Source organism: Catenovulum maritimum, assembly GCF_001050375.1.
In the GTDB taxonomy this organism is placed as follows: domain Bacteria; phylum Pseudomonadota; class Gammaproteobacteria; order Enterobacterales; family Alteromonadaceae; genus Catenovulum; species Catenovulum maritimum.
The window spans coordinates 205,144-224,457 of sequence record NZ_KQ130483.1 but is presented as its reverse complement, the minus strand read 5'-3'; the positions used below and the strand labels follow the sequence as shown (position 1 = coordinate 224,457).

The window sequence follows — 19,314 nt, the reverse complement described above, 5'->3', positions numbered from 1 at the left end:
AGTCCAAAGTCCAAAGTCCAAAGTCCAAAGTCCAAAGTCCAAAGTCCAAAGTCCAAAGTCCAAAGTCCAAAGTCCAAAGTCCAAAGTCCAAAGTCCAAAGTCCAAAGTCCAAAGTCCAAAGTCCAAAGTCCAAAGTCCAAAGTCCAAAGTCCAAAGTCCAAAGTCCAAAGTCCAAAGTCCAAAGTCCAAAGTCCAAAGTCCAAAGTCCAAAGTCCAAAGTCCAAAGTCCAAAGTCCAAAGTCCAAAGTCCAAAGTCCAAAGTCCAAAGTCCAAAGTCCAAAGTCCAAAGTCCAAAGTCCAAAGTCCAAAGTCCAAAGTCCAAAGTCCAAAGTCCAAAGTCCAAAGTCCAAAGTCCAAAGTCCAAAGTCCAAAGTCCAAAGTCCAAAGTCCAAAGTCCAAAGTCCAAAGTCCAAAGTCCAAAGTCCAAAGTCCAAAGTCCAAAGTCCAAAGTCCAAAGTCCAAAGTCCAAAGTCCAAAGTCCAAAGTCCAAAGTCCAAAGTCCAAAGTCCAAAGTCCAAAGTCCAAAGTCCAAAGTCCAAAGTCCAAAGTCCAAAGTCCAAAGTCCAAAGTCCAAAGTCCAAAGTCCAAAGTCCAAAGTCCAAAGTCCAAAGTCCAAAGTCCATTTTTTTTGGACTTAACTGATTGTTTTAATTTTATTTTTAAAATAATTGAAAAAAAATCATAAAAAACACTAAAGCTCCTCTAGTTTTTGCCGATAACTTTAAATGAGGGGAAATATAAGTTTTGAAATGAGGTTGAGGGGCCGAGTTTCAAAGTATTAAATGAGGCAACTCGTAAGGGTTGAAATTCAAGTGAATCATTTAGTAGATAAATGATTTCAGGAGGTTATTTTTATGTCTATGTTCGTGAACACTAACGTTTCGTCATTAAATGCACAACGTCAGTTATCTCAATCAGGCAATTCACTAAATACATCATTTGAACGTCTTTCATCTGGTTTTCGAATCAATCGAGCTGCTGATGATGCTGCTGGCTTACAAATTTCAGATAGAATGACGACTCAAATTCAGGGTTTAAACCAAGCTGTTCGAAATGCTAATGATGGTATTTCTGTGGTACAAACTGCTGAGGGTGCGTTACAAGAGATTACAACGTCTTTACAGCGTATTAGAACGCTAGCGGTACAATCTCAAAATGGTATCAATAGTTCATCAGATAGGGCTGCACTGCAAAAAGAAGTGTCAGCATTAAAAACTGAAATTAGCCGAATAGGTGCTAATACTCAGTTCGCTGGAACTGATTTACTAACCGGTACATATTCAGCAGCATTTTTAGTTGGTGCAAATGGTGGCCAAACTATTTCTGTTAATATCTCTCGTTCAGGTGGCTATGGCGCTTCTGGTTTAAGTTTAGCTAATACTACAGTTGCGACTACAGATGGTGCTTCTGCTGCATTAACGGCAATTGATACTGCTATTTCTACTATAGGTGCTGCTCGAGCTGATTTAGGTGCACTTCAAAACCGTTTTCAATCAACAGTTCGTAACTTAAGTAACGTCATCGAAAATGTATCATCTGCTCGTTCAGCAATTCGAGATACAGATTTTGCGACAGAAACTGCTGAATTAACAAGAAATCAAATTGTTCAACAAGCTAGTATTTCGGTGTTAAGTCAAGCGAACCAAAGACCACAAAGTGCATTATCTTTATTAGGATAAAAGCGCTCGTCAGAATAGCCACTTAGTCTCACTCCTAGGTGGCTAATCCTAATTGAAATTAGGAGGAAATTTTTATGGAATTTGATATCTCACAAATTGGCAATAATATTGCTTATCAATCGAGTCAAACTAAAGTTAATAGCGCCCAAGAAAGCTTGGATAGCTCCAAAAGTCAAAATACTGACAGTTCAATTGATTCCAATAGTAAACAAGCTAAACTTAGTTTAGTGGAAAGTACTAAAGAATCAGATTTTGCAGTCGATAAGTTAGTTAACGAAGAACAGGATTTGGATTCTGCACTTTCTGAAGTATCCGATTTTGTTCAGGCACAAAATAGAGATCTTAATTTTTCATTTGATGAAAAAAGTCAGCGCTCTATTATACAAGTTACGGATAAAGAATCGGGTGATCTGATTCGACAAATTCCGTCAGAAGAAATTTTAAAGTTAGCTGAGCGTATTGATAAGTTGCGCACTGATGCAGGTAAAGCAGTGGGAGTTCTTATTAATAGAGAAGTTTAGCATTATGAGAGGTTTATCATGTCTGTCTCATCTATTGGGGTTGGCTCCGGATTAGATTTAAGCGGTTTGGTCACTCAGTTACTTGAAGCTGAGCGAGCACCACGTCAAGCTAGGCTTGATAGTCGAGAAGAAGAACTTGAAACTTCTATCTCTGCAATTGCAACCTTAAAATCTAAAATGGAAGAATTTAAAGATTCTGTTGATGAACTTCGCAATAGCTATGACTTGCAAGGTCGTAAAGCTATATTATCCCATCCAGATCTAGGCGAAGGCGAGACAGGTCCTTTTACCGCCGAAGCATCAAACAGTGCTGTGCAAAATGAATATGAGATAACAGTCGATCAGTTAGCTAGTGGTAGCAGAATAACTACAGGTGATGGTAATTTCACTAATGGCTCTTCTTCTATAATTAGCACCCAAGCTGGTAATTTAACATTCAACATAGGAAGCGATAGCTTCATTGTTCCCGTTACAGCAAATATGACATTGTCTGAATATAGAACAGCAGTTAATACTGCTGGTGAAGACTTTGGCGTTCGTGCCAGTATTATTGAAACCGGCACTTCAGATGGCACTAAGCTAGTTTATACTTCTGACACTACAGGGGCTGATAATAATTTATCTATCGTTAATACTGATGATATTGTCGAACTTGAAAAAATATCGACAGAGTCGTCTGCCGGTAGCTCTTATGCTTACGATGAAGACTTGGTTGGCGGTGATGATGTTACTAAAATACGTATTACAGATGCACAGAATGCTCAAGCAACAATTGATGGTATAGTTGTTGAGAGTGAAACGAATGAATTTGAAAATGTTATTGAAAATGTAACTTTTGAAGCTACTGCAGTGAGTAGCGTTGATGCGTCCGGTGCCAAACAAGCTTCAACTTTAGAAATCGGTTACGATAAAGAAGGTTTAAAAAACAAAATCACAGATTTTGTTGATAACTATAATACCATGTTAGATGAGATAGCGACTCTAACTCGTTATGGTACATCAGAGCTTGAAGATGATGGTGCGTTAGCTGGTGACTTTATGTTGCGTGGGATAGAATCAGGCTTGAGCTCAATTTTATCTAGTTCAGTTAGTGCTTCAGAGCTTGGTAGCTTATTTCAAATTGGTGTTGCTTTTACTGATAAAGGTAAATTGGAAGTATCTGCAGTTGATGAATTTGGATTTGGTAGTGGTGAAGAACTATTGGATGAAGCGCTCGATGATAATTATGATGAAATAGCTGCGTTATTTTCAGATGACGATGAAGGGATTGCCAACCGTTTGTATGATTATATATATGAATACACCACTTTTGGCGGACTTTTACCTTCTCGAGAACAATCCTACAAAGATCAAAAAGATCAACTCGGAGATGACAGAGCTCGTTTTGAGATACAAATGTCTGACTACGAAACCTTATTAAGAAAAAAATATATTAACCTTGATTTGACTGTGTCTAAGTTGCAAAGAACGGGTAGTTCGCTTATGGCATCTTTAAGCTCATCATTTATATAAGTTGGAGAATAAAATGTATAACCGTGGTATCAATGCTTATAAACAAGGTAATTTAAAACAGCAAGTTGCCCAAGCTGATCCTCATCAATTAACTTTGATGTTAATGCAAGGTTCACTAGACAAAATGGCCTATGCTAAAGGTTGTATGGAACGTAAAGACTATGAAGGCAAAGCTGAGCATCTATCGAAAGCTTCCGCCATTCTTGTGCACCTTAGAGATACATTAGATCTTGATATGGATAATGAAGTCACAAATAATCTCTACGCTTTGTATGAATATATGGTTAGCCGTTTAACTGACGCCCATGTACAAAACAGTTTAACAATTATGGATGAAGTGATAGGTTTAATGCTCCCTATTAAAACTGCTTGGTCTCAAATACCTGAGGAAGCAAAACAAGAAGCTTATGAACTCCAACAACAAAAAAGACAAAGCGCGGTTTAATTTGTCAGATTTCTCGCATGACTATACATTTGATGAACTTGATTGTTTAAATAAGCAGATTATCTCTATATTGAATTCTGAAACATTAGATACAGAGGATTTATTTAAACAAATTGATACTAGGGACCTGATTGTTACTAAATATCTTGAAGATCAACAAATCCCACTCGAGAATAAAAAATTCTTTGCAGAATCAGAAGTTAAAGTAAATAATGAACTCTTAACTATATGTAAAAAGCTATTGCTAGAGTCCGAGAAAGAGTTAATTGGTGTTGTTCGAGGCCGAAAAGCAATTAAAAAATATAAATAATTGGCTTGGAATGTTGTTTGGGAGAGATCGTGTTTAATAATAAATCAATTCTAATTACAGGTGGAACAGGGTCTTTTGGCCGCTGTTTCATCAATTATCTATTGCAAAACTTTCAACCTAAAAAATTGATTGTATTCTCGCGAGATGAATTAAAACAATTTGAAATGCAACAAGAATTTCAACATCCTGCTATGCGCTATTTTATTGGTAATGTCAGAGACAAAGATAGATTAATTACGGCGATGAGAGGGGTTGATTATGTTGTACATGCAGCGGCACTAAAGCAAGTTCCTGCAGCTGAATATAATCCGATGGAGTGTATTAAAACTAATATCATGGGGGCACAGAATGTGATAGATGCGGCAATTGATGCAGATGTTAAACGTGTTATTGCCCTTTCAACTGACAAGGCCGCTAATCCAGTTAATTTATATGGGGCAACTAAGCTAGCATCCGATAAATTATTTGTTGCTGCTAACAATATTTCTGGTTCGGATGGTACGCGTTTTTCTGTTGTTCGTTATGGTAATGTCGTTGGTTCTCGTGGTTCTGTTGTTCCTTTTTATCGAAAATTATTAAATGAAGGCAAAACGTCGTTACCAGTCACTCACCCTGAAATGACTCGTTTTTGGCTTAAGTTAGAGCAGGGCGTTGAATTTGTTGTCAAAAATTTCCAACGCATGCAAGGCGGAGAAATTTTTGTCCCTAAAATACCTTCGGTTCGAATTCTGGATTTAGTTGAAGCTATGTCTGGTTCACAACAATATGATGTAATCGGTATTCGCCCAGGGGAAAAGTTGCATGAAGTCATGGTGCCTGAAGAAGTTGCTCATCACACCTTAGAGTTTTCCGATCATTATGTCATTACGCCGCCTATTTCATTTTTTGATAAAAATATTGATTACTCAATCAATAAATTAAAAGAGCAGGGGAGAGCTGTCAGTGATAAGTTTGAATATCATTCTGGAACTAACCCTGAATTTTTAAATGTAGAACAACTTGCAGAGTTAGATAAGAGTTATTGATGATTCCTTATGGTAAACATCATATAGATGACGATGACGTTAACGCCGTTGTTGATGTATTAAAAAATCAATTTTTAACCCAAGGGGTTAAAGTTCCTGAGTTTGAACAAGCGCTGTGTGATTTTACCCAAGCTCAATATAGTTTAGTCGTTAATAGCGCCACATCAGCATTACATTTAGCTTGCTTGAGTTTAGGTGTCACAGCAGGCGATATAGTATGGACGACGCCTATTACTTTTGTTGCCTCAGCTAATTCAGCTCGACTTGCAGGCGCTCAAATTGATTTTGTTGATATCAATCCAATCACACATAATATCTGCGCTGATAAACTGGCTACTAAATTAGCCTTAGCTAAACAAGAAAATAGTTTGCCTAAGGCTATCATTGTTGTGCATTTTGCTGGGTTAAGTTGCGATATGCTTACTATCGCAAAACTGACTAAAAAATATAATGTAAAGATAATTGAAGATGCTTGTCATGCCTTAGGTGGCCAGTATTTGGGCTCTATGATAGGTAGTTGCCAATATTCAGATATAAGCGTTTTTAGCTTTCATCCTGTCAAATCTATTACGACAGCAGAAGGCGGCGCTGTCTTAACTAATAGTCGAGTTATTATTGATAAAGCGCGTTTACTCGCTAAGCATGGCGTGTCTAGAGATATACCGGCGACAGACCCAGAATTAAATCAAGCTTGGTGTTATCAGCAAACTGAACTGGGTTTAAATTATAGATTGAGTGATTTAAATGCTGCGCTGGGTATTTCCCAACTGAAAAAATTGCCTGATTTTGTTAAAAGAAGAAGGCTCCAAGCTCAGCGTTATTTTGAAGGTTTACAATCTTTGCCTTTACAATTACCCGAGTTTGAAACTTTACATCAATCTGCATGGCACCTTTATACAATTGAGCTATTGGAACATGATAGAGGTGAAGTTTACCAGCAACTGATAGAGGCAGGTATCGGCGTGAATGTGCATTATATTCCAGTACACTGGCAACCATATTATCAGGCATTAGGTTTTCAAAAAGGTGATTTTGAAAATGCAGAGACCTATTATCGCCGCACTTTATCTCTGCCTATATTTCCAACTATGACAGCAAAAGAACAAAATAAAGTGATTGAAACATTAACAAGGATCTTGTCTTGAACGTCGCTATTATCCCAGCTAGGGGAGGTAGTAAAAGAATCCCCAAAAAAAATATAAAATTATTTGCTGGCCTGCCGTTAATTGCTCACAGCATTAAAGCCGCTCAAGCGACGGGTTTGTTTGATAAAATAATTGTATCGACTGATGATGCTGAAATTGCCAAAGTGGCTAATCAATATGGAGCACAAACTCCTTTTATTAGGCCAAATGATTTAGCTGATGATTATACAGGCACTACACCTGTTATTAAGCATGCGTTAAATTATTTACTGGAGCAAGGTGATAAAATTGATTACTGCTGTTGTATTTATGCAACAGCGCCTTTGTTACAGGCAAAATATCTCAGCCAAGCTTTTCAAGCGTTAAACCAAGCGCCAGATAAAGTGTTTGCATTTTCTGTTACTAGCTTCCCATTTCCTATTCAGCGTTCGTTAAAAATGCAAAACTCAGGTGTTGTACCTATGTTTCCCGAGCATATTGGCAAGCGTTCACAAGATTTAGAAGAAGCCTATCATGATGCTGGGCAATTTTATTGGGGTCGTGCAAACGCATTTTTAACAGGTAAAAAAACATTCTCAGAGCACAGTATTCCAGTGGTTTTACCTAGGTATTTAGTGCAAGACATAGATACTCTAGAAGACTGGCAAAATGCAGAGCTACTATATCAATTACTAGAAAAAAGAATAAATTAAAAAAGATAAAGGTTTTAAGATGGAATCGAGTCAAACTACACAAATTAAAATACTGATTATTCGCTTTTTAGGTTTGGCTGATGTTGCTTCAATTGGCTTACCAGCAATACGTCATTATCAAAAAATGTATCCTAATTCTGAAATACATTTTTTAACTTTTGCTGAAGGGAAAGACATTATTGAACTCGCAGAGCCTTGCGTGAAAGTAAAACATTTGGCGAAAAACGCTTGGCCTGCGGAATTATTACCAGCGATGGAAGCATTTTTAGGTTTAGCTGAAGAAATAATTGGTGAAGCATACGATCAAATTATCAACTTAGATACTAGCTTTATGCCTTGCTTCTTAAGCCGATTCTTAAAAGATGCTGGTGAACGTTTCATGGGCAATAGCATGAACTTATCGGTTCAAGGTTTGATTGAGTCTTTCCAAGCACAAACCTTACAACCTGAGTATGTTCAAGAGCCAAGTCGTTATATGGAAAGTACCTTTAGCGGTATGGAAAAATGGTATACCAGGTGGTGGCAATCTCGTTATGTGCCGGAAAATGGTTATCCTGAATATTATTTATCTCAATGTTGCCAGTTAGATAACCTAGAGTTTGATATGGCAATCGATGTTCCAGCGGACGAATTATTACAAAAAAGGGCTGAGAAACAAAAAGTTATCTTGCTTGCTAATGAAGGTTTATCTGCTTACCCGGAGCTAGCCGAACTTAAAAATAATTTGCAGCAAAAAGGCTACTTTGTTTGGCAAGAGTCATTAAGTAATACACCAATCAAAATGTTATTGGCTATGTTAAAGGCGACTGATTTAATGATTTCTTTTCCGTCTGAGCTTTATTGGTTAGCTAAATCTGTTAACTGCCCAGCTGTGTTATTGACAGATTCAGGTTCTGTTAATTTAACATGTCCAGAGCATATATTACCTATTTTAGGTGAGAATTTACCGAGTTCGGAACAAATCATAGATAAGATAGAGGCAATTTTCAGCTAACCTAAGTTGACCCCATTTACCAGCGCTTTATTAACCGGTTAAATACAGTGCTGGCTTTAATTAAACGCTAATATTTTCAGCGTCATAATTCTGTTTAAATAAAATATGAAAACAAACATAAACATTGCAAATTATTCGATTGGATCAGGTTCTAAGCCATTTATTATAGCTGAGTTATCAGGTAATCATAATCAAGATTTAGACCTTGCCAAACAAATGGTCAAAGCAGCCGCTGAAGCAGGTGTGGATGCAATTAAGCTACAAACTTATACTGCTGATTCTATGACGCTGGATATTGATTCTGATAATTTTAGAATTAATGAAAAAGATTCGCTTTGGTATGGTGAGCACTTGCATAAACTTTATCAAAAAGCATCAACGCCATATAGCTGGCATAAAGTGCTGTTTGATTATTCCAATGAACTTGGTTTAATTGCCTTTAGTTCCCCATTTGATGAGCCTGCGGTCGACTTTTTAGAAAGTTTAAATGTGCCTTGTTATAAAATCGCTTCCTTTGAATTAACTGATATACCACTTATTGAAAAAGCGGCTGCAACAGGTAAACCTTTAATTATGTCTACGGGCATGGCTACCGAAGCTGAGATAGCAGAGGCGATAGCCGCTGCTAAGTCGCAAGGAAATGACCAAATTATCTTGCTCAAATGCACCAGTACTTATCCTGCACAGCCGAGTAACACGAACTTAAATACACTTGCTGATATAAAAGAGCAATTTGGTTGCTTAGTCGGTTTATCTGATCACACTCGAGGTGTCGGCGTTGCAACCGCTTCAGTCGCTTTAGGCGCATGCGTGATTGAAAAACATTTTGTGTTGGATCGAAATGCAGGCGGCGTTGACGCTGAATTTTCGCTTGAACCAGTAGAATTTAAACTATTATGCGAATCTGCAAATGATGCTTTTCAAGCTATGGGGAAAGTTGTTTATGGTGGTAGCGCAGCAGAAGCAAAATCCAAATATTACCGCCGCTCTATTTTCGCATACCAAGATATAAAAGCGGGTGAACTGTTAGATGAAACTAATATAAAAATTGTTCGGCCAGCACTTGGCTTAGCGCCTAAGCATTGGACTAAAGTAAAGCAAATGCGCGCAGATAATTTCATTAAAGCAGGCACGCCAATACAATGGGATTTACTCGTTGAATGTTAAAAACTCAGTGTAAATGCGTATAAAGAGACTAAGCTATAAATGTGATTTTTCTACCCTTTGCACACTTCTATTCATCGATAAGACAGTTTATAAATGAATGATAATAACAATGTTTTAGTTCGAGTTGATGCGGGTGGTGAAATTGGCGCAGGGCACATTATGCGCTGTATTGCACTAGCTCAAGGTTTTATTAAAGCAGGGCTACATTGTATCTTTGTTGTTTCGCCACAAACTGAACATTTTATTAAAGCTTTGCCTCAATTTGAGTTTGCATATCAAGTGCTAAAACAAGAAAGTTTAGCTAGTCAAGAGCCAAGTAGTTGTGTTAATGATGAAATATCTCAATTACTTCACCTGGTCAAAAAATACCAAGCACATTTTATCGTGCTGGATGGCTATCACTTTGATCTCGATTATAGAGAGCAAGTCTACAAAGCGATACCTAATTTAGATTTTCAAACATCAGCTGTTACAGATTGCTCTTATAGCTCCGAATTGCCTTTGTTAACTCAATTGCCTCAAGTTATTTCGATTGATGATAATTTAGACCATTGTTGTCATTTTAGTGATTGGATTGTCAACCCATCTTCGACCAGTGAAGTTAAAACTCAGTATATTGAATTAAAGAAAAGCTCAAGTATTAGCTTTTTAGCACAGCCTGAAAATATTTTATGTGGCGATAATTATAGACTTTTACGACAAAGCTTTATTACAGATACTAGCCTTCTATTTGCTGAAAGAAATGGGATTTTAGTGACGCTAGGGGGCGCAGACCCTAAAAATTATACTAAGCAGGTTTTACAAGTACTTAAAAAGTTAACCTATTTAACTATGCCTGTTTATGTCGTAGTTGGTGTTGCCTTTAAAGCCAAAGAGGAAGTGATTGATTTGCTTAAATCTATGCCGGCTAATTTTAAATTGGTATATAACCCTGAAAATATAAAAGATTTTTTTAAGCGAGTGAAACTGGCTATTTCTGCAGCAGGTACAAGCCAATTTGAACTTTATGCTTGTCGAACACCGTCAATATTATTGATTAGTTATGATAATCAATGGTTTAATAGCAGAAATGCTGAAAACAAGGCTTGGTGTAAAGTTCTAGATTGTCGCGAGGCATTTAATTCGGCAGAGTTAGAATCTAGTTTACTCTCAGTGCTGAATCCTGATGTTCTTGATAATATGTATCAGAATACCCCAAATAAAGTGGTCGATGGTGCTTATAACTGCGCACTGGCCATATTAAGAAAGAATCATTAAAGCTATGTTAAAACCCAAATTATCAGCTTATGCAGTGAATTTAGCACAGCTGGCTGAACCAGATATAGAGCAGGTTCGACTGTGGCGAAATACTGATTTTGTGCGTAAGCAAATGGTAAATCAGGATCTAATTAGTCGGGAGCAACAACAAGCTTGGTTTTATTCATTGGGTCAGAAACAAGACCAACAGCATTTTATGATTGATTATAAATCACAACCAATAGGTGTGATTAATATTCGAGCTCTAGATACAAATAGCTTATTAACGGCGAAGCAAGCTGAGGTAGGTTTGTATATAGGTAATGATAAATACCAGAATAATTTTATTGCATTTGCGCCGTCATTAGTAATCAACGACTATGCTTTTACGCATCTTAAAATCGACCGTTTGGCTAGTAAGGTAAGAAAAACAAATCTGGCTGCGCTTAAATATAATCAGCAATTAGGTTATTTAATTGGCGAAGATGATAATGATGAATTTAATGCAATTGAGTTAACCGCCGATAATTATAATAAAGCGACAACTCAAATTAAAAATTGGTTAAGTAGAGGTTAAATTGAGCAATTTAAACAAAATATCAGCAGCATTTGTTACCGCACTTGGCGTAGAGCAAACTGAAGTGAAAGATGATTTGGCTTATAGCCAGCACGCTAAATGGGATTCTACCGCGCACATGGTGCTAATAGCCGAGTTAGAGAGTCAGTTTGATTTAATGTTAGACACAGATGACATTATTGATATGAGCTCGTTTGCTAAAGCTAAAGAAATTTTAAGCAAATACGATATTGAGTTTTAACTGTTAAGCTATTTAGCAGCTAAGTTCTATATGCGATACCCATTAAATATGTTTGTTTGGGGGGGAGCCGCAGACTTAATTGGTCGTAAAGGTTACATCTAGATTTTCATCTGTGAGAGACAATCCAATGAATTCATCAAATTTAGGTATGGTATTAATTACAGGTGCGACTGGCGGTATTGCTTCTAGCACAGCTAAATGCTTAGCGGCCCAAGGCTATTCGCTATTTTTACAGAGTCGAAATCAAGCTAAGTTGGCTGAACTATGTCGCGAAATTAAAGCTGAATATCCAGTTTTGCTTGAATGCTCACATTTAGATATCAATCATCCAGATAACGTCAAAACTATTATTACGGATATCAATAAATTAAAGGTGAATTTATTCGGCTTAGTTCATTGTGCGGGGGATATGCTTGAAACGCCGTTACTCATGCTTAAACCAGAACAAATTCAGCAGCAACTATCTATACATTTATCTTCAGCTATTGTTTTAGCTCAATATGCAAGTCGACTAATGAGCCGGAATAAACTTGGTAGTATTGTATTTATTTCATCTATTGTTGCCCATCAAGGTAGCGCTGGGCAGAGTGTTTATGCCGCTGCTAAATCTGGTTTATTTGGCTTAACTAAAAGTTTAGCCAAAGAGCTAGGTAAACTTAATATTAGAGTGAATTCAGTTTCACCAGGCTTTATTGAAACTGGACTGACCGAGCATTATAACGCTGAGCAGAAACAACAAATCTGCCAGCAAACCTGTATGCAAAGAACAGGTAAAGCAGAAGATGTCGCAGCTGCGATTAGCTTTTTATTATCGGATAAAGCCAGTTTTATTACGGCGCAAGATTTAGCTGTCGATGGTGGGTTAAACCTTGGCTGCTAAATTTTCTAATTCGGAGCGAATGAACACAAATCGAATTGATTCAGGGCAAATTAAGACAGAACAAATAAGCCAGCTTAGTTGTAGCGATTTTTTTGACTCTGAATTCTTATCGACTAAAACGGGGCTGATTTATGACGCCGCAAGTCAAACGCAATTTAGTTATAGCGAGCTAGTTGAGTTAATCCAGCTACAAAAGCAAAGCTTGTTACAAGCTTTAAATACAGGCGTTAACGCTGAAAATTCAGCCCAGCAAGCGAATAGTCAAAAAAAATCTCTGATATTTCTAGAAGCATCGAATCGGCTCCAAGTATTAGTCTGCTATTTAGCTGCAATTCAGTTAAACCAATGCGTTATGTTAGTCGATGCACAGCTTAGCCATGATAAAAAAGATCATTTAAAGCACATATATCAACCTGAATTAATTGCTAAATTTGAATCGGAAACTTGGCAAATAAGCTCGAAGGGTTGCTCCAGCCGTAAAACTCAAATTCATCCAGATATCTGTTTGCTATTAACCACAAGCGGCTCAACAGGTAGTCCTAAATTGGTTAAAATTAGCCGAGCTAACTTGCTACATAATAGCCAAGCTATCTGCCAATATTTACCAATAGATCCTCAGTCTAGTGTGGTTACTAGCTTGCCATTATTTTATAGCTTTGGTTTATCTGTGATTAATACTCACCTTGCCCAAGGCGCGTCAATCGTATTAACCGATACGAATATAATGCAAAAGCCATTTTGGGCGTTAGTAAAAGAGCATCTGCCAACTGGCTTTTATGGCGTGCCTTATACCTTTCAATTAATGTCACAGCTAGGCTTTCATCGACTGCCGCTTGCGAGTATTAATTATTATGCCCAGGCTGGTGGTGCTATGCCCTCAGCGCTTAGTCAAAATGTATTAGATTATTGTTTAGTTCAGCAAAAACAGCTTTTTATTATGTATGGCCAAACTGAAGCAACTGCTCGCATGGCTTATCTGGAGCTTACCAAGTCCACAGATAAAATTGGCTATATCGGGAAAGCGATTCCAAATGGCGAGTTTAAAATTATTAATGAAGCTGGTAATACGGTCGATAAAACTAATATTGAAGGCGAGTTATGCTATCGCGGTGCGAATGTCGGGCTCGGGATTGCTGAATCGCCGGATGATTTAAAACATATTGACATGAGCGATTGGCTGCATACGGGTGATATCGCGCTTGTTGACGAACTCGGTAATTATAAAATAACGGGTCGTTTAAAGCGCTTTATTAAACTAAGCGGAAAAAGGGTTAATTTAGATGAAGCCCAAGTTTACTTACAAAATTTAATACAATCCGAATCAAGTCAATTGATAGAGATGGTGTTAGTTGGTCAAGACGATAAGTTACAAATTTGCCATGTAACAAATAATGAAAGCCAAGACATACTCGTGTCAGATGAATTTTTAATTAGTCAGTTATCTAACTATTTATCTTGTCACCCTAAATTTATACAGGTTTATGGCATTAAAGCGATACCTATGACAGCAAATAATAAAATAGATTATGTCAAGCTGACTCAATTACTAATGGAAAAAGTTGAGAATGCACAGAGATAAAGAGCAGAGTGAATTGATTGACATGCCAATTTATCAGCTTGATAAAATAGAGAAGCAAGCTTGGCTTGAGCAACAACTGCTATCTTTGACTATGCATCATTGTGAGTTAAATCCACTGTATCTAAATTTGATTCGAGCAAATGCGAGTCAATCGCCTGACTCGTTAGTAACTATTCCACCTGTATTTGCTCGATTATTTAAAGATTACGATTTAACTAGCATAGCTCAGGACGATGTTTTTCGTGTGATGCGATCCTCTGGTACAGGTGGTGCGCAATCTAAAATTTACTTAGACTCTGAATCAGCAAAATTACAAAGTAAGATATTAGTGAAAACCTTGCAACATTGGTTAGGCAAGCAAAGAAGACCTATGTTATTGGTTGATAGCAAGGCGACTTTATCTCAAGCGGGTGGTATGACAGCCAGAGCAGCAGGCTTGCAAGGCTTATCATTTTTTGGTCGAAACCATTGCTATGCATTAGATGAAAATATGCAGCTTGATAAACCTGCTGTCACTGAATTCTTTGATAAATATAAAAATGATAATATTTTAATTTTCGGTTTTACTTTTATTGTTTGGCAGCAGTTCATTCAAGCCTTACAAGCCAGAGATCTTAAATTTGATATAAAGAATGCGGTACTGATACACGGTGGTGGTTGGAAAAAAATGCAGCAAAATGCAATTACTGACTCTGCATTTAAAGCTGGGATCCAAACGCAATTAGGTGAGGTTAAAGTTCACGACTATTATGGTATGGTAGAACAAACAGGCACTATTTATATGCAATGCGAACAAGGTTATTTACATGCGCCAGTTTGGTCTGATGTGTTAATTCGAGATATTAACGATTTATCGCCAGTGCCATTCGGTGTGCAAGGTTTAGTGCAAGTAAACTCAGTTTTGGCTTCTAGTTATCCAGGACATTGTATTTTAACCGAGGATCTTGGCCAAATTATAGGTGAAGACGATTGTGCATGCGGAAGAAAAGGAAAATATTTTGTTATTCATGGCAGAGTGCCGAAAGCACAGGTAAGGGGATGCAGTGACACATTCTCTTAAATTTAACGAGCTAGTTAATTGGCATATTAAATTAACAGACGCAGAAAAATTAACACCTTGGTCTGACGACTTAATTGATGCTGTCAGCGGTTTAGCTGATTTCATTTTTAAACAGCTTGAGTTAAGACAATACCCAGAAATAATAGCTTTAGCTTTTTGGTTTAGAAAAACACATTTAACCGAAATTAAAGCTAGGGTTAGCAGCAACCCCAAAATTTGTAATGATTTAAATAAAGATAAATTAGGCCAAATTTTTCACATCGCTCCGGCTAATGTTGACACAGTTTTCTTGTACTCAGCTTTAATTTCGGTCTTATCCGGTAATCAAAATATTGTACGCATTAGTGAAAGAAGTGGTGATACCACTCGCTTACTGATCGAAGTGATAAAAGCTTATTTCAATACTGAGCTAGGCAAAGCACTTAAACCTTATCTTGCTGTGGTTGAATATTCAGCTTTGCAATCTCAAGTGACTACTCAATTTAGCCAGTGGTGTGATATGAGGGTAATTTGGGGAGGCGATAACGCGATTGCCGCTATTTCTGATATAGCTGCGGAAACTAAACAAATTTGTTTCCCTGACCGGTACTCAGTCGCGTTAATGCAACTCACGGCTAAGACAGACATTAGCGCTGTCGCTAATGCATTTTTAACTGATGTGTTACCTTTTAATCAACAAGCTTGTTCATCTCCTAAAGCGATATATTGGTACAAAACTAAAACAGATATTCAGCAGCAATTTTGGCAGAAAATTCAAACTTTATTAACTCAAGCAAAACATAAGCTGACAATCAGCAATAAAGTCGAGCAGCATGTGCTATTACAAAAGTTAGCTATGGAGTATGGTTTGGAATTAGCAGATAATTCTGGCAAGTCATTTGCTAAGATACAAACAATAGGGCCGATTGGCCGGACAAAAGTCAAAAAACTGACTGCGGATATGTTAATCAGCCACACAGGGAATGGTCTAGTTTTAGAAACTGACATTAACGAATTGCAGGCAATTGAAGCATCGCAGAAGCTACAAACTATTGTTAGCAATCAAACTCAGTTATTGGATAAGTTAAACTTAGGCTTACGCAAAACGGATCTAGGTAAAGCCTTAGAGTTTGATACAGATTGGGATGGGGTAGATTTGCTAGAGGCCTTCAACGCCAATGACAGGATATGAATTTAATATGAAATTAAGCGTCATCGTACCCGTTTATAATTTAGAACAATTTATCGGCCAGTGTTTAGAGTCTTTGGTAAATCAAGAGGTTAATTTTAAATATGAAATTATAGTTTGTGATGATGCTTCAACGGATAATTCGGCAAATATAATACAAGAATATGAAAATATTTATCCAAGTTTAATAAAAAGTGTTTTAAAGAAAAGCAATCAAGGGCTTGCTGAAAATATTAGAACCCTTTTAACTCTAGCGGAAGGAAGCTACATAGCTTATATGGATGGTGATGATCTAGCTTTACCGGGAAAATTACAAACACAAGTTAATTATCTAGATAGCCATTCAACTTGTTCAATGGTGTATCATGAATCAGATATGTTTGATTCAGAAACTAATCAATCTATAAGACCATATAGTGATTCTTTTTATAATAATAAGCACATACCTCAATCAGCAAATGTGAATCACTTAATTCTCTACGGAACTTTTCTACAAGCGAGTTCTGTGATGTTTCGCAGACATGATCATTTATTAGATACAGTTCCTGATTTTTGTAAAATTATCTTGGATTATCCTTTTTATATCTTAAATGCTGGATATCTGAAGGGGAGTATAGACTTTATTGAGACGGTTTTAGGGCGTTATCGAATTCATAACCAAAGCTTTGGGGCCCAAACAGCTCGTTCTGTAGAACGTCGTATGCAATCTTTAGCGGATATTTGTGAAGCTTGCGTCAGAGCTAGGGAGACATTTGGTATTGAAGAGGAAATTATAACAAGAGGTATTAATCATCATAAATTTGCCGCTGCTTTATATTTTTTACGCCGTGGTAAACATGAATTATTTCTTGAGCTAATTGAAGATTCAGTTGCAGATGGTAAATTTTTTGATGAAAGACATTTTACAGCTTATGAACAAAGGAAAAACCCAGACAAATTAAAGCAAGAGCTGCAATTATGAAAGTAAGTGATTTTGATGTCGTAGTTGTTGGGGCTGGTTTTTCTGGCGCTGTAATGGCAGAGCGTTTTGCAAGTGTGCAAAATAAAAGTGTGTTAGTTATTGAACAGCGTAATCATATAGCTGGAAATTGCTACGATAAATTAGATACTAATGGGGTAAGAATACATCAATATGGCCCACATTTATTTCATACTAATAATGAAGATGTTTGGAATTACTTAAGTCAATTTACAAGCTGGCGAAATTACGAACACAAAGTAGTGGCAAATATAGATAACAAATTAATCCCAGTCCCCTTTAATTTAAACTCGTTGTTCAAATCCTTTGATACCGACAAATCAAGCGAGTTAACTAAGCTCTTGATTTCTACGTATGGTGAAGGAAGCAAGATACCTATCTTAAAATTGAAAGAAGCAAAGAACCCGATATTAAAAGAGCTAGCTGAATATATATATCAGAAAGTCTTTGTAAACTATACCTGTAAACAATGGGGCTGCAAACCTGAAGATATATCTTTTGAGGTTACAGCAAGAGTTCCAGTCTTACTGTCTCATGATGATAGATATTTTCATGATAAGTACCAAGCTATTCCTCAAGATGGATACACAGCATTAGTCAATAATATGCTATCTCATCCAAATATCACGGTTAAAACTGAATTGACTTTTGATGAGCTTATTTGTTTAAAACAAGGTTGTTTATTTGATAAAAAAGGTGAGCATTACACAGGAATATTAGTTTATACAGGAATGTTAGATCAGCTATTTGACTATGAATACGGCGAATTGAGTTACCGTTCTTTACAATTTAAATTTGAACAGCATAGTCAAAAAATTTATCAGTCTCATACAACGGTTAATTATCCAAATGATAATGATTTTACTAGGATTACTGAATTCAAACATATCAATGAACAGTATGAGTTAGAATCTACTACCATTGTTAAAGAATATCCGCAGGATTATGATAAAAACGATCTTGAAAAAAATATTCCGTATTACCCCGTCTTTAGCGAAGAGCAAATTTCAGCACATAAAAAGTACTTAGTTAAAGTGGAAAAAGTACAAAATCTAATTGCTATTGGACGTTTAGCTGAGTACAGGTACTTTAATATGGACGATGCTATAGGTAATGCACTAGATAAATTTTATGAGCTTTATTCATGAAGCAGGATTTAATTAGCGTTGTCATCCCTGTACATAATTGCGCACCTTATCTTGAAGCTGCGATTTCAAGTATCAGGAATCAGACTTACCAAAATTTAGAAATTATATGTGTAGATGATGGTTCAACTGATAGTTCTTTAGATTTATTACAAAAAATATCTAAGGAAGATAATAGAGTTAAGGTTTTTTCTGTTGATTCTATTGGTATTTCAAGAACGTTAAATTTAGCGATAGAAAATGCTAGTGGTGACTATATAGCTAGAATGGACGCAGATGATTTATCAATACCTAGTCGAATCCAAATTCAAAAAAAATTTCTTGATGATAATGCTGATGTAGATATTGTGGGTAGTTGGTTGGAGCTTTTTGGACTCAGGGAAGAAGTATGGTACTACAGACAGTATGATGAATTTATTAAAGCAATGATGTTGTTTAGGCATAATGGATTCGCTCACAATGGAATATTAGTTAGAAAACGCTTTTATAAGCAATTTCAGTACAAACCTGAGTTTGATGGTGTTGAAGACCTAGAGTTATGGACTAGAGCGATTATTGAAAAGCCAGAAGTGAAATTTGCCAACATCCCTCAAATTTTGACTAAATATAGGATACATAATACACAAACAAGTAGTACCCAAGTAGAGCATCAAAATCGATTGCACCGCATAATAATTAAAAGGTATTTAGAATTTATTATGGGGGAGTTAACGCGTCAAGAGCTGGAATTACATTGGAAGTTTGTGCTTAAAATAAAATGTGAAAATCAATTAGAGCTTACATCAATGGGAACTTGGATCTCAAAGCTATTTGATAACTTTAATAATCGTATTGCAGACCCATATTATTGCATTTTTGAGCGTTGGTATAGGTATTGTAAAACTCATAATTTAAGCCAATCTAGCGAGATATATAAAGAGTATTCACAACTGAACAATATTTTAGAATTTGTTTAGCTT

21 protein-coding genes are annotated in these 19,314 nt (G+C 36.6%); 20 read left to right on the top strand and 1 reads right to left on the bottom strand.

Annotated elements, in window-relative coordinates; genetic code table 11:
• On the bottom strand, positions 1 to 623 hold a 623-nt coding region (locus XM47_RS18695; RefSeq protein ID WP_216595971.1), incomplete at its 3' end, for a hypothetical protein.
• A 231-nt stretch (positions 624 to 854) separates the two neighbouring features.
• Between XM47_RS18695 and XM47_RS03570 the strand changes: the two genes are divergently transcribed.
• The 20 genes from XM47_RS03570 (at position 855) to XM47_RS03475 (ending at position 19,311) form a co-directional block, all read left to right on the top strand.
• Positions 855 to 1,679 (top strand): flagellin N-terminal helical domain-containing protein, encoded by an 825-nt coding sequence (locus XM47_RS03570; RefSeq protein ID WP_048689756.1) that lies wholly within the window; start codon positions 855 to 857, stop codon positions 1,677 to 1,679.
• A gap of 74 nt (positions 1,680 to 1,753) precedes the next feature.
• On the top strand, positions 1,754 to 2,200 hold the full coding sequence (locus XM47_RS18690; RefSeq protein WP_053084505.1) for a flagellar protein FlaG: 447 nt from the start codon (positions 1,754 to 1,756) through the stop codon (positions 2,198 to 2,200).
• A gap of 18 nt (positions 2,201 to 2,218) precedes the next feature.
• Entirely contained in the window at positions 2,219 to 3,712 is a 1,494-nt protein-coding gene (gene fliD / locus XM47_RS03560; protein WP_048689753.1) for a flagellar filament capping protein FliD, read from the top strand.
• 13 nt (positions 3,713 to 3,725) lie between these two features.
• Positions 3,726 to 4,157, top strand: coding sequence for a flagellar export chaperone FliS (gene fliS, locus XM47_RS03555; RefSeq protein ID WP_048689752.1), 432 nt, complete (start codon positions 3,726 to 3,728; stop codon positions 4,155 to 4,157).
• A complete protein-coding gene (locus XM47_RS03550; RefSeq protein WP_077066456.1) occupies positions 4,120 to 4,467 on the top strand; it encodes a hypothetical protein in 348 nt (115 codons plus the stop codon). Before fliS ends, XM47_RS03550 begins: the two co-directional genes overlap by 38 nt.
• 29 nt (positions 4,468 to 4,496) lie before the next feature.
• Positions 4,497 to 5,492, top strand: coding sequence for a UDP-N-acetylglucosamine 4,6-dehydratase (inverting) (gene pseB, locus XM47_RS03545; RefSeq protein WP_048689745.1), 996 nt, complete (start codon positions 4,497 to 4,499; stop codon positions 5,490 to 5,492).
• Positions 5,492 to 6,637 carry a UDP-4-amino-4,6-dideoxy-N-acetyl-beta-L-altrosamine transaminase gene (gene pseC / locus XM47_RS03540; RefSeq protein ID WP_048689742.1) on the top strand — a complete coding sequence of 382 codons (1,146 nt, stop codon included), beginning with the start codon at positions 5,492 to 5,494 and terminating at the stop codon, positions 6,635 to 6,637. The genes pseB and pseC overlap by 1 nt, the downstream gene beginning before the upstream one ends.
• Positions 6,634 to 7,329, top strand: a complete 696-nt coding sequence (gene pseF, locus XM47_RS03535; RefSeq protein WP_048689740.1) for a pseudaminic acid cytidylyltransferase — start codon at positions 6,634 to 6,636, stop codon at positions 7,327 to 7,329. The genes pseC and pseF overlap by 4 nt, the downstream gene beginning before the upstream one ends.
• 19 nt (positions 7,330 to 7,348) lie before the next feature.
• Positions 7,349 to 8,323, top strand: a complete 975-nt coding sequence (locus XM47_RS03530) for a glycosyltransferase family 9 protein (RefSeq protein ID WP_053084504.1) — start codon at positions 7,349 to 7,351, stop codon at positions 8,321 to 8,323.
• A gap of 105 nt (positions 8,324 to 8,428) precedes the next feature.
• A complete protein-coding gene (pseI, locus tag XM47_RS03525) occupies positions 8,429 to 9,490 on the top strand; it encodes a pseudaminic acid synthase (RefSeq protein WP_048689739.1) in 1,062 nt (353 codons plus the stop codon).
• Positions 9,491 to 9,583: 93 nt separating this feature from the next.
• Positions 9,584 to 10,747 carry a UDP-2,4-diacetamido-2,4,6-trideoxy-beta-L-altropyranose hydrolase gene (gene pseG, locus XM47_RS03520; protein ID WP_048689736.1) on the top strand — a complete coding sequence of 388 codons (1,164 nt, stop codon included), beginning with the start codon at positions 9,584 to 9,586 and terminating at the stop codon, positions 10,745 to 10,747.
• Between the two features lie 4 nt (positions 10,748 to 10,751).
• Positions 10,752 to 11,303, top strand: coding sequence for a GNAT family N-acetyltransferase (locus tag XM47_RS03515; protein ID WP_048689731.1), 552 nt, complete (start codon positions 10,752 to 10,754; stop codon positions 11,301 to 11,303).
• A gap of 1 nt (position 11,304) precedes the next feature.
• Positions 11,305 to 11,544 (top strand): acyl carrier protein, encoded by a 240-nt coding sequence (locus tag XM47_RS03510; RefSeq protein WP_048689728.1) that lies wholly within the window; start codon positions 11,305 to 11,307, stop codon positions 11,542 to 11,544.
• 127 nt (positions 11,545 to 11,671) lie between these two features.
• Positions 11,672 to 12,424 carry an SDR family NAD(P)-dependent oxidoreductase gene (locus tag XM47_RS03505; RefSeq protein WP_048689725.1) on the top strand — a complete coding sequence of 251 codons (753 nt, stop codon included), beginning with the start codon at positions 11,672 to 11,674 and terminating at the stop codon, positions 12,422 to 12,424.
• 19 nt (positions 12,425 to 12,443) lie between these two features.
• Positions 12,444 to 14,003, top strand: a complete 1,560-nt coding sequence (locus XM47_RS03500) for an AMP-binding protein (protein ID WP_216595970.1) — start codon at positions 12,444 to 12,446, stop codon at positions 14,001 to 14,003.
• Positions 13,990 to 15,063: a LuxE/PaaK family acyltransferase gene (locus tag XM47_RS03495; RefSeq protein WP_048689719.1), complete on the top strand. Its 1,074-nt coding sequence runs from the start codon at positions 13,990 to 13,992 to the stop codon at positions 15,061 to 15,063. Before XM47_RS03500 ends, XM47_RS03495 begins: the two co-directional genes overlap by 14 nt.
• Positions 15,047 to 16,234: an acyl-CoA reductase gene (locus XM47_RS03490; RefSeq protein ID WP_048689714.1), complete on the top strand. Its 1,188-nt coding sequence runs from the start codon at positions 15,047 to 15,049 to the stop codon at positions 16,232 to 16,234. The genes XM47_RS03495 and XM47_RS03490 overlap by 17 nt, the downstream gene beginning before the upstream one ends.
• Before the next feature lie 7 nt (positions 16,235 to 16,241).
• Entirely contained in the window at positions 16,242 to 17,192 is a 951-nt protein-coding gene (locus XM47_RS03485; protein ID WP_048689711.1) for a glycosyltransferase, read from the top strand.
• Positions 17,189 to 18,358 carry a UDP-galactopyranose mutase gene (gene glf / locus XM47_RS03480; protein WP_048689709.1) on the top strand — a complete coding sequence of 390 codons (1,170 nt, stop codon included), beginning with the start codon at positions 17,189 to 17,191 and terminating at the stop codon, positions 18,356 to 18,358. The genes XM47_RS03485 and glf overlap by 4 nt, the downstream gene beginning before the upstream one ends.
• Complete coding sequence (locus tag XM47_RS03475) at positions 18,355 to 19,311, top strand: glycosyltransferase family 2 protein (protein ID WP_048689706.1); 957 nt, start codon at positions 18,355 to 18,357, stop codon at positions 19,309 to 19,311. Before glf ends, XM47_RS03475 begins: the two co-directional genes overlap by 4 nt.
• Positions 19,312 to 19,314: the final 3 nt, after the last annotated feature.

Excerpts from the sequence above, each read along its gene's own strand:
- glf (WP_048689709.1), top strand. The coding sequence starts at position 17,189 with ATGAAAGTAAGTGATTTTGATGTCGTAGTTGTTGGGGCTGGTTTTTCT.
- XM47_RS18690 (WP_053084505.1), top strand. The coding sequence starts at position 1,754 with ATGGAATTTGATATCTCACAAATTGGCAATAATATTGCTTATCAATCG.
- fliS (WP_048689752.1), top strand. The coding sequence starts at position 3,726 with ATGTATAACCGTGGTATCAATGCTTATAAACAAGGTAATTTAAAACAG.
- pseC (WP_048689742.1), top strand. The coding sequence starts at position 5,492 with ATGATTCCTTATGGTAAACATCATATAGATGACGATGACGTTAACGCC.
- XM47_RS03505 (WP_048689725.1), top strand. The coding sequence starts at position 11,672 with ATGAATTCATCAAATTTAGGTATGGTATTAATTACAGGTGCGACTGGC.
- XM47_RS03475 (WP_048689706.1), top strand. The coding sequence starts at position 18,355 with ATGAAGCAGGATTTAATTAGCGTTGTCATCCCTGTACATAATTGCGCA.
- XM47_RS03500 (WP_216595970.1), top strand. The coding sequence starts at position 12,444 with ATGAACACAAATCGAATTGATTCAGGGCAAATTAAGACAGAACAAATA.
- fliD (WP_048689753.1), top strand. The coding sequence starts at position 2,219 with ATGTCTGTCTCATCTATTGGGGTTGGCTCCGGATTAGATTTAAGCGGT.
- XM47_RS03570 (WP_048689756.1), top strand. The coding sequence starts at position 855 with ATGTCTATGTTCGTGAACACTAACGTTTCGTCATTAAATGCACAACGT.
- pseI (WP_048689739.1), top strand. The coding sequence starts at position 8,429 with ATGAAAACAAACATAAACATTGCAAATTATTCGATTGGATCAGGTTCT.
- XM47_RS03530 (WP_053084504.1), top strand. The coding sequence starts at position 7,349 with ATGGAATCGAGTCAAACTACACAAATTAAAATACTGATTATTCGCTTT.
- pseG (WP_048689736.1), top strand. The coding sequence starts at position 9,584 with ATGAATGATAATAACAATGTTTTAGTTCGAGTTGATGCGGGTGGTGAA.
- XM47_RS03485 (WP_048689711.1), top strand. The coding sequence starts at position 16,242 with ATGAAATTAAGCGTCATCGTACCCGTTTATAATTTAGAACAATTTATC.
- XM47_RS03515 (WP_048689731.1), top strand. The coding sequence starts at position 10,752 with ATGTTAAAACCCAAATTATCAGCTTATGCAGTGAATTTAGCACAGCTG.
- XM47_RS03550 (WP_077066456.1), top strand. The coding sequence starts at position 4,120 with ATGAACTCCAACAACAAAAAAGACAAAGCGCGGTTTAATTTGTCAGAT.
- XM47_RS03495 (WP_048689719.1), top strand. The coding sequence starts at position 13,990 with ATGCACAGAGATAAAGAGCAGAGTGAATTGATTGACATGCCAATTTAT.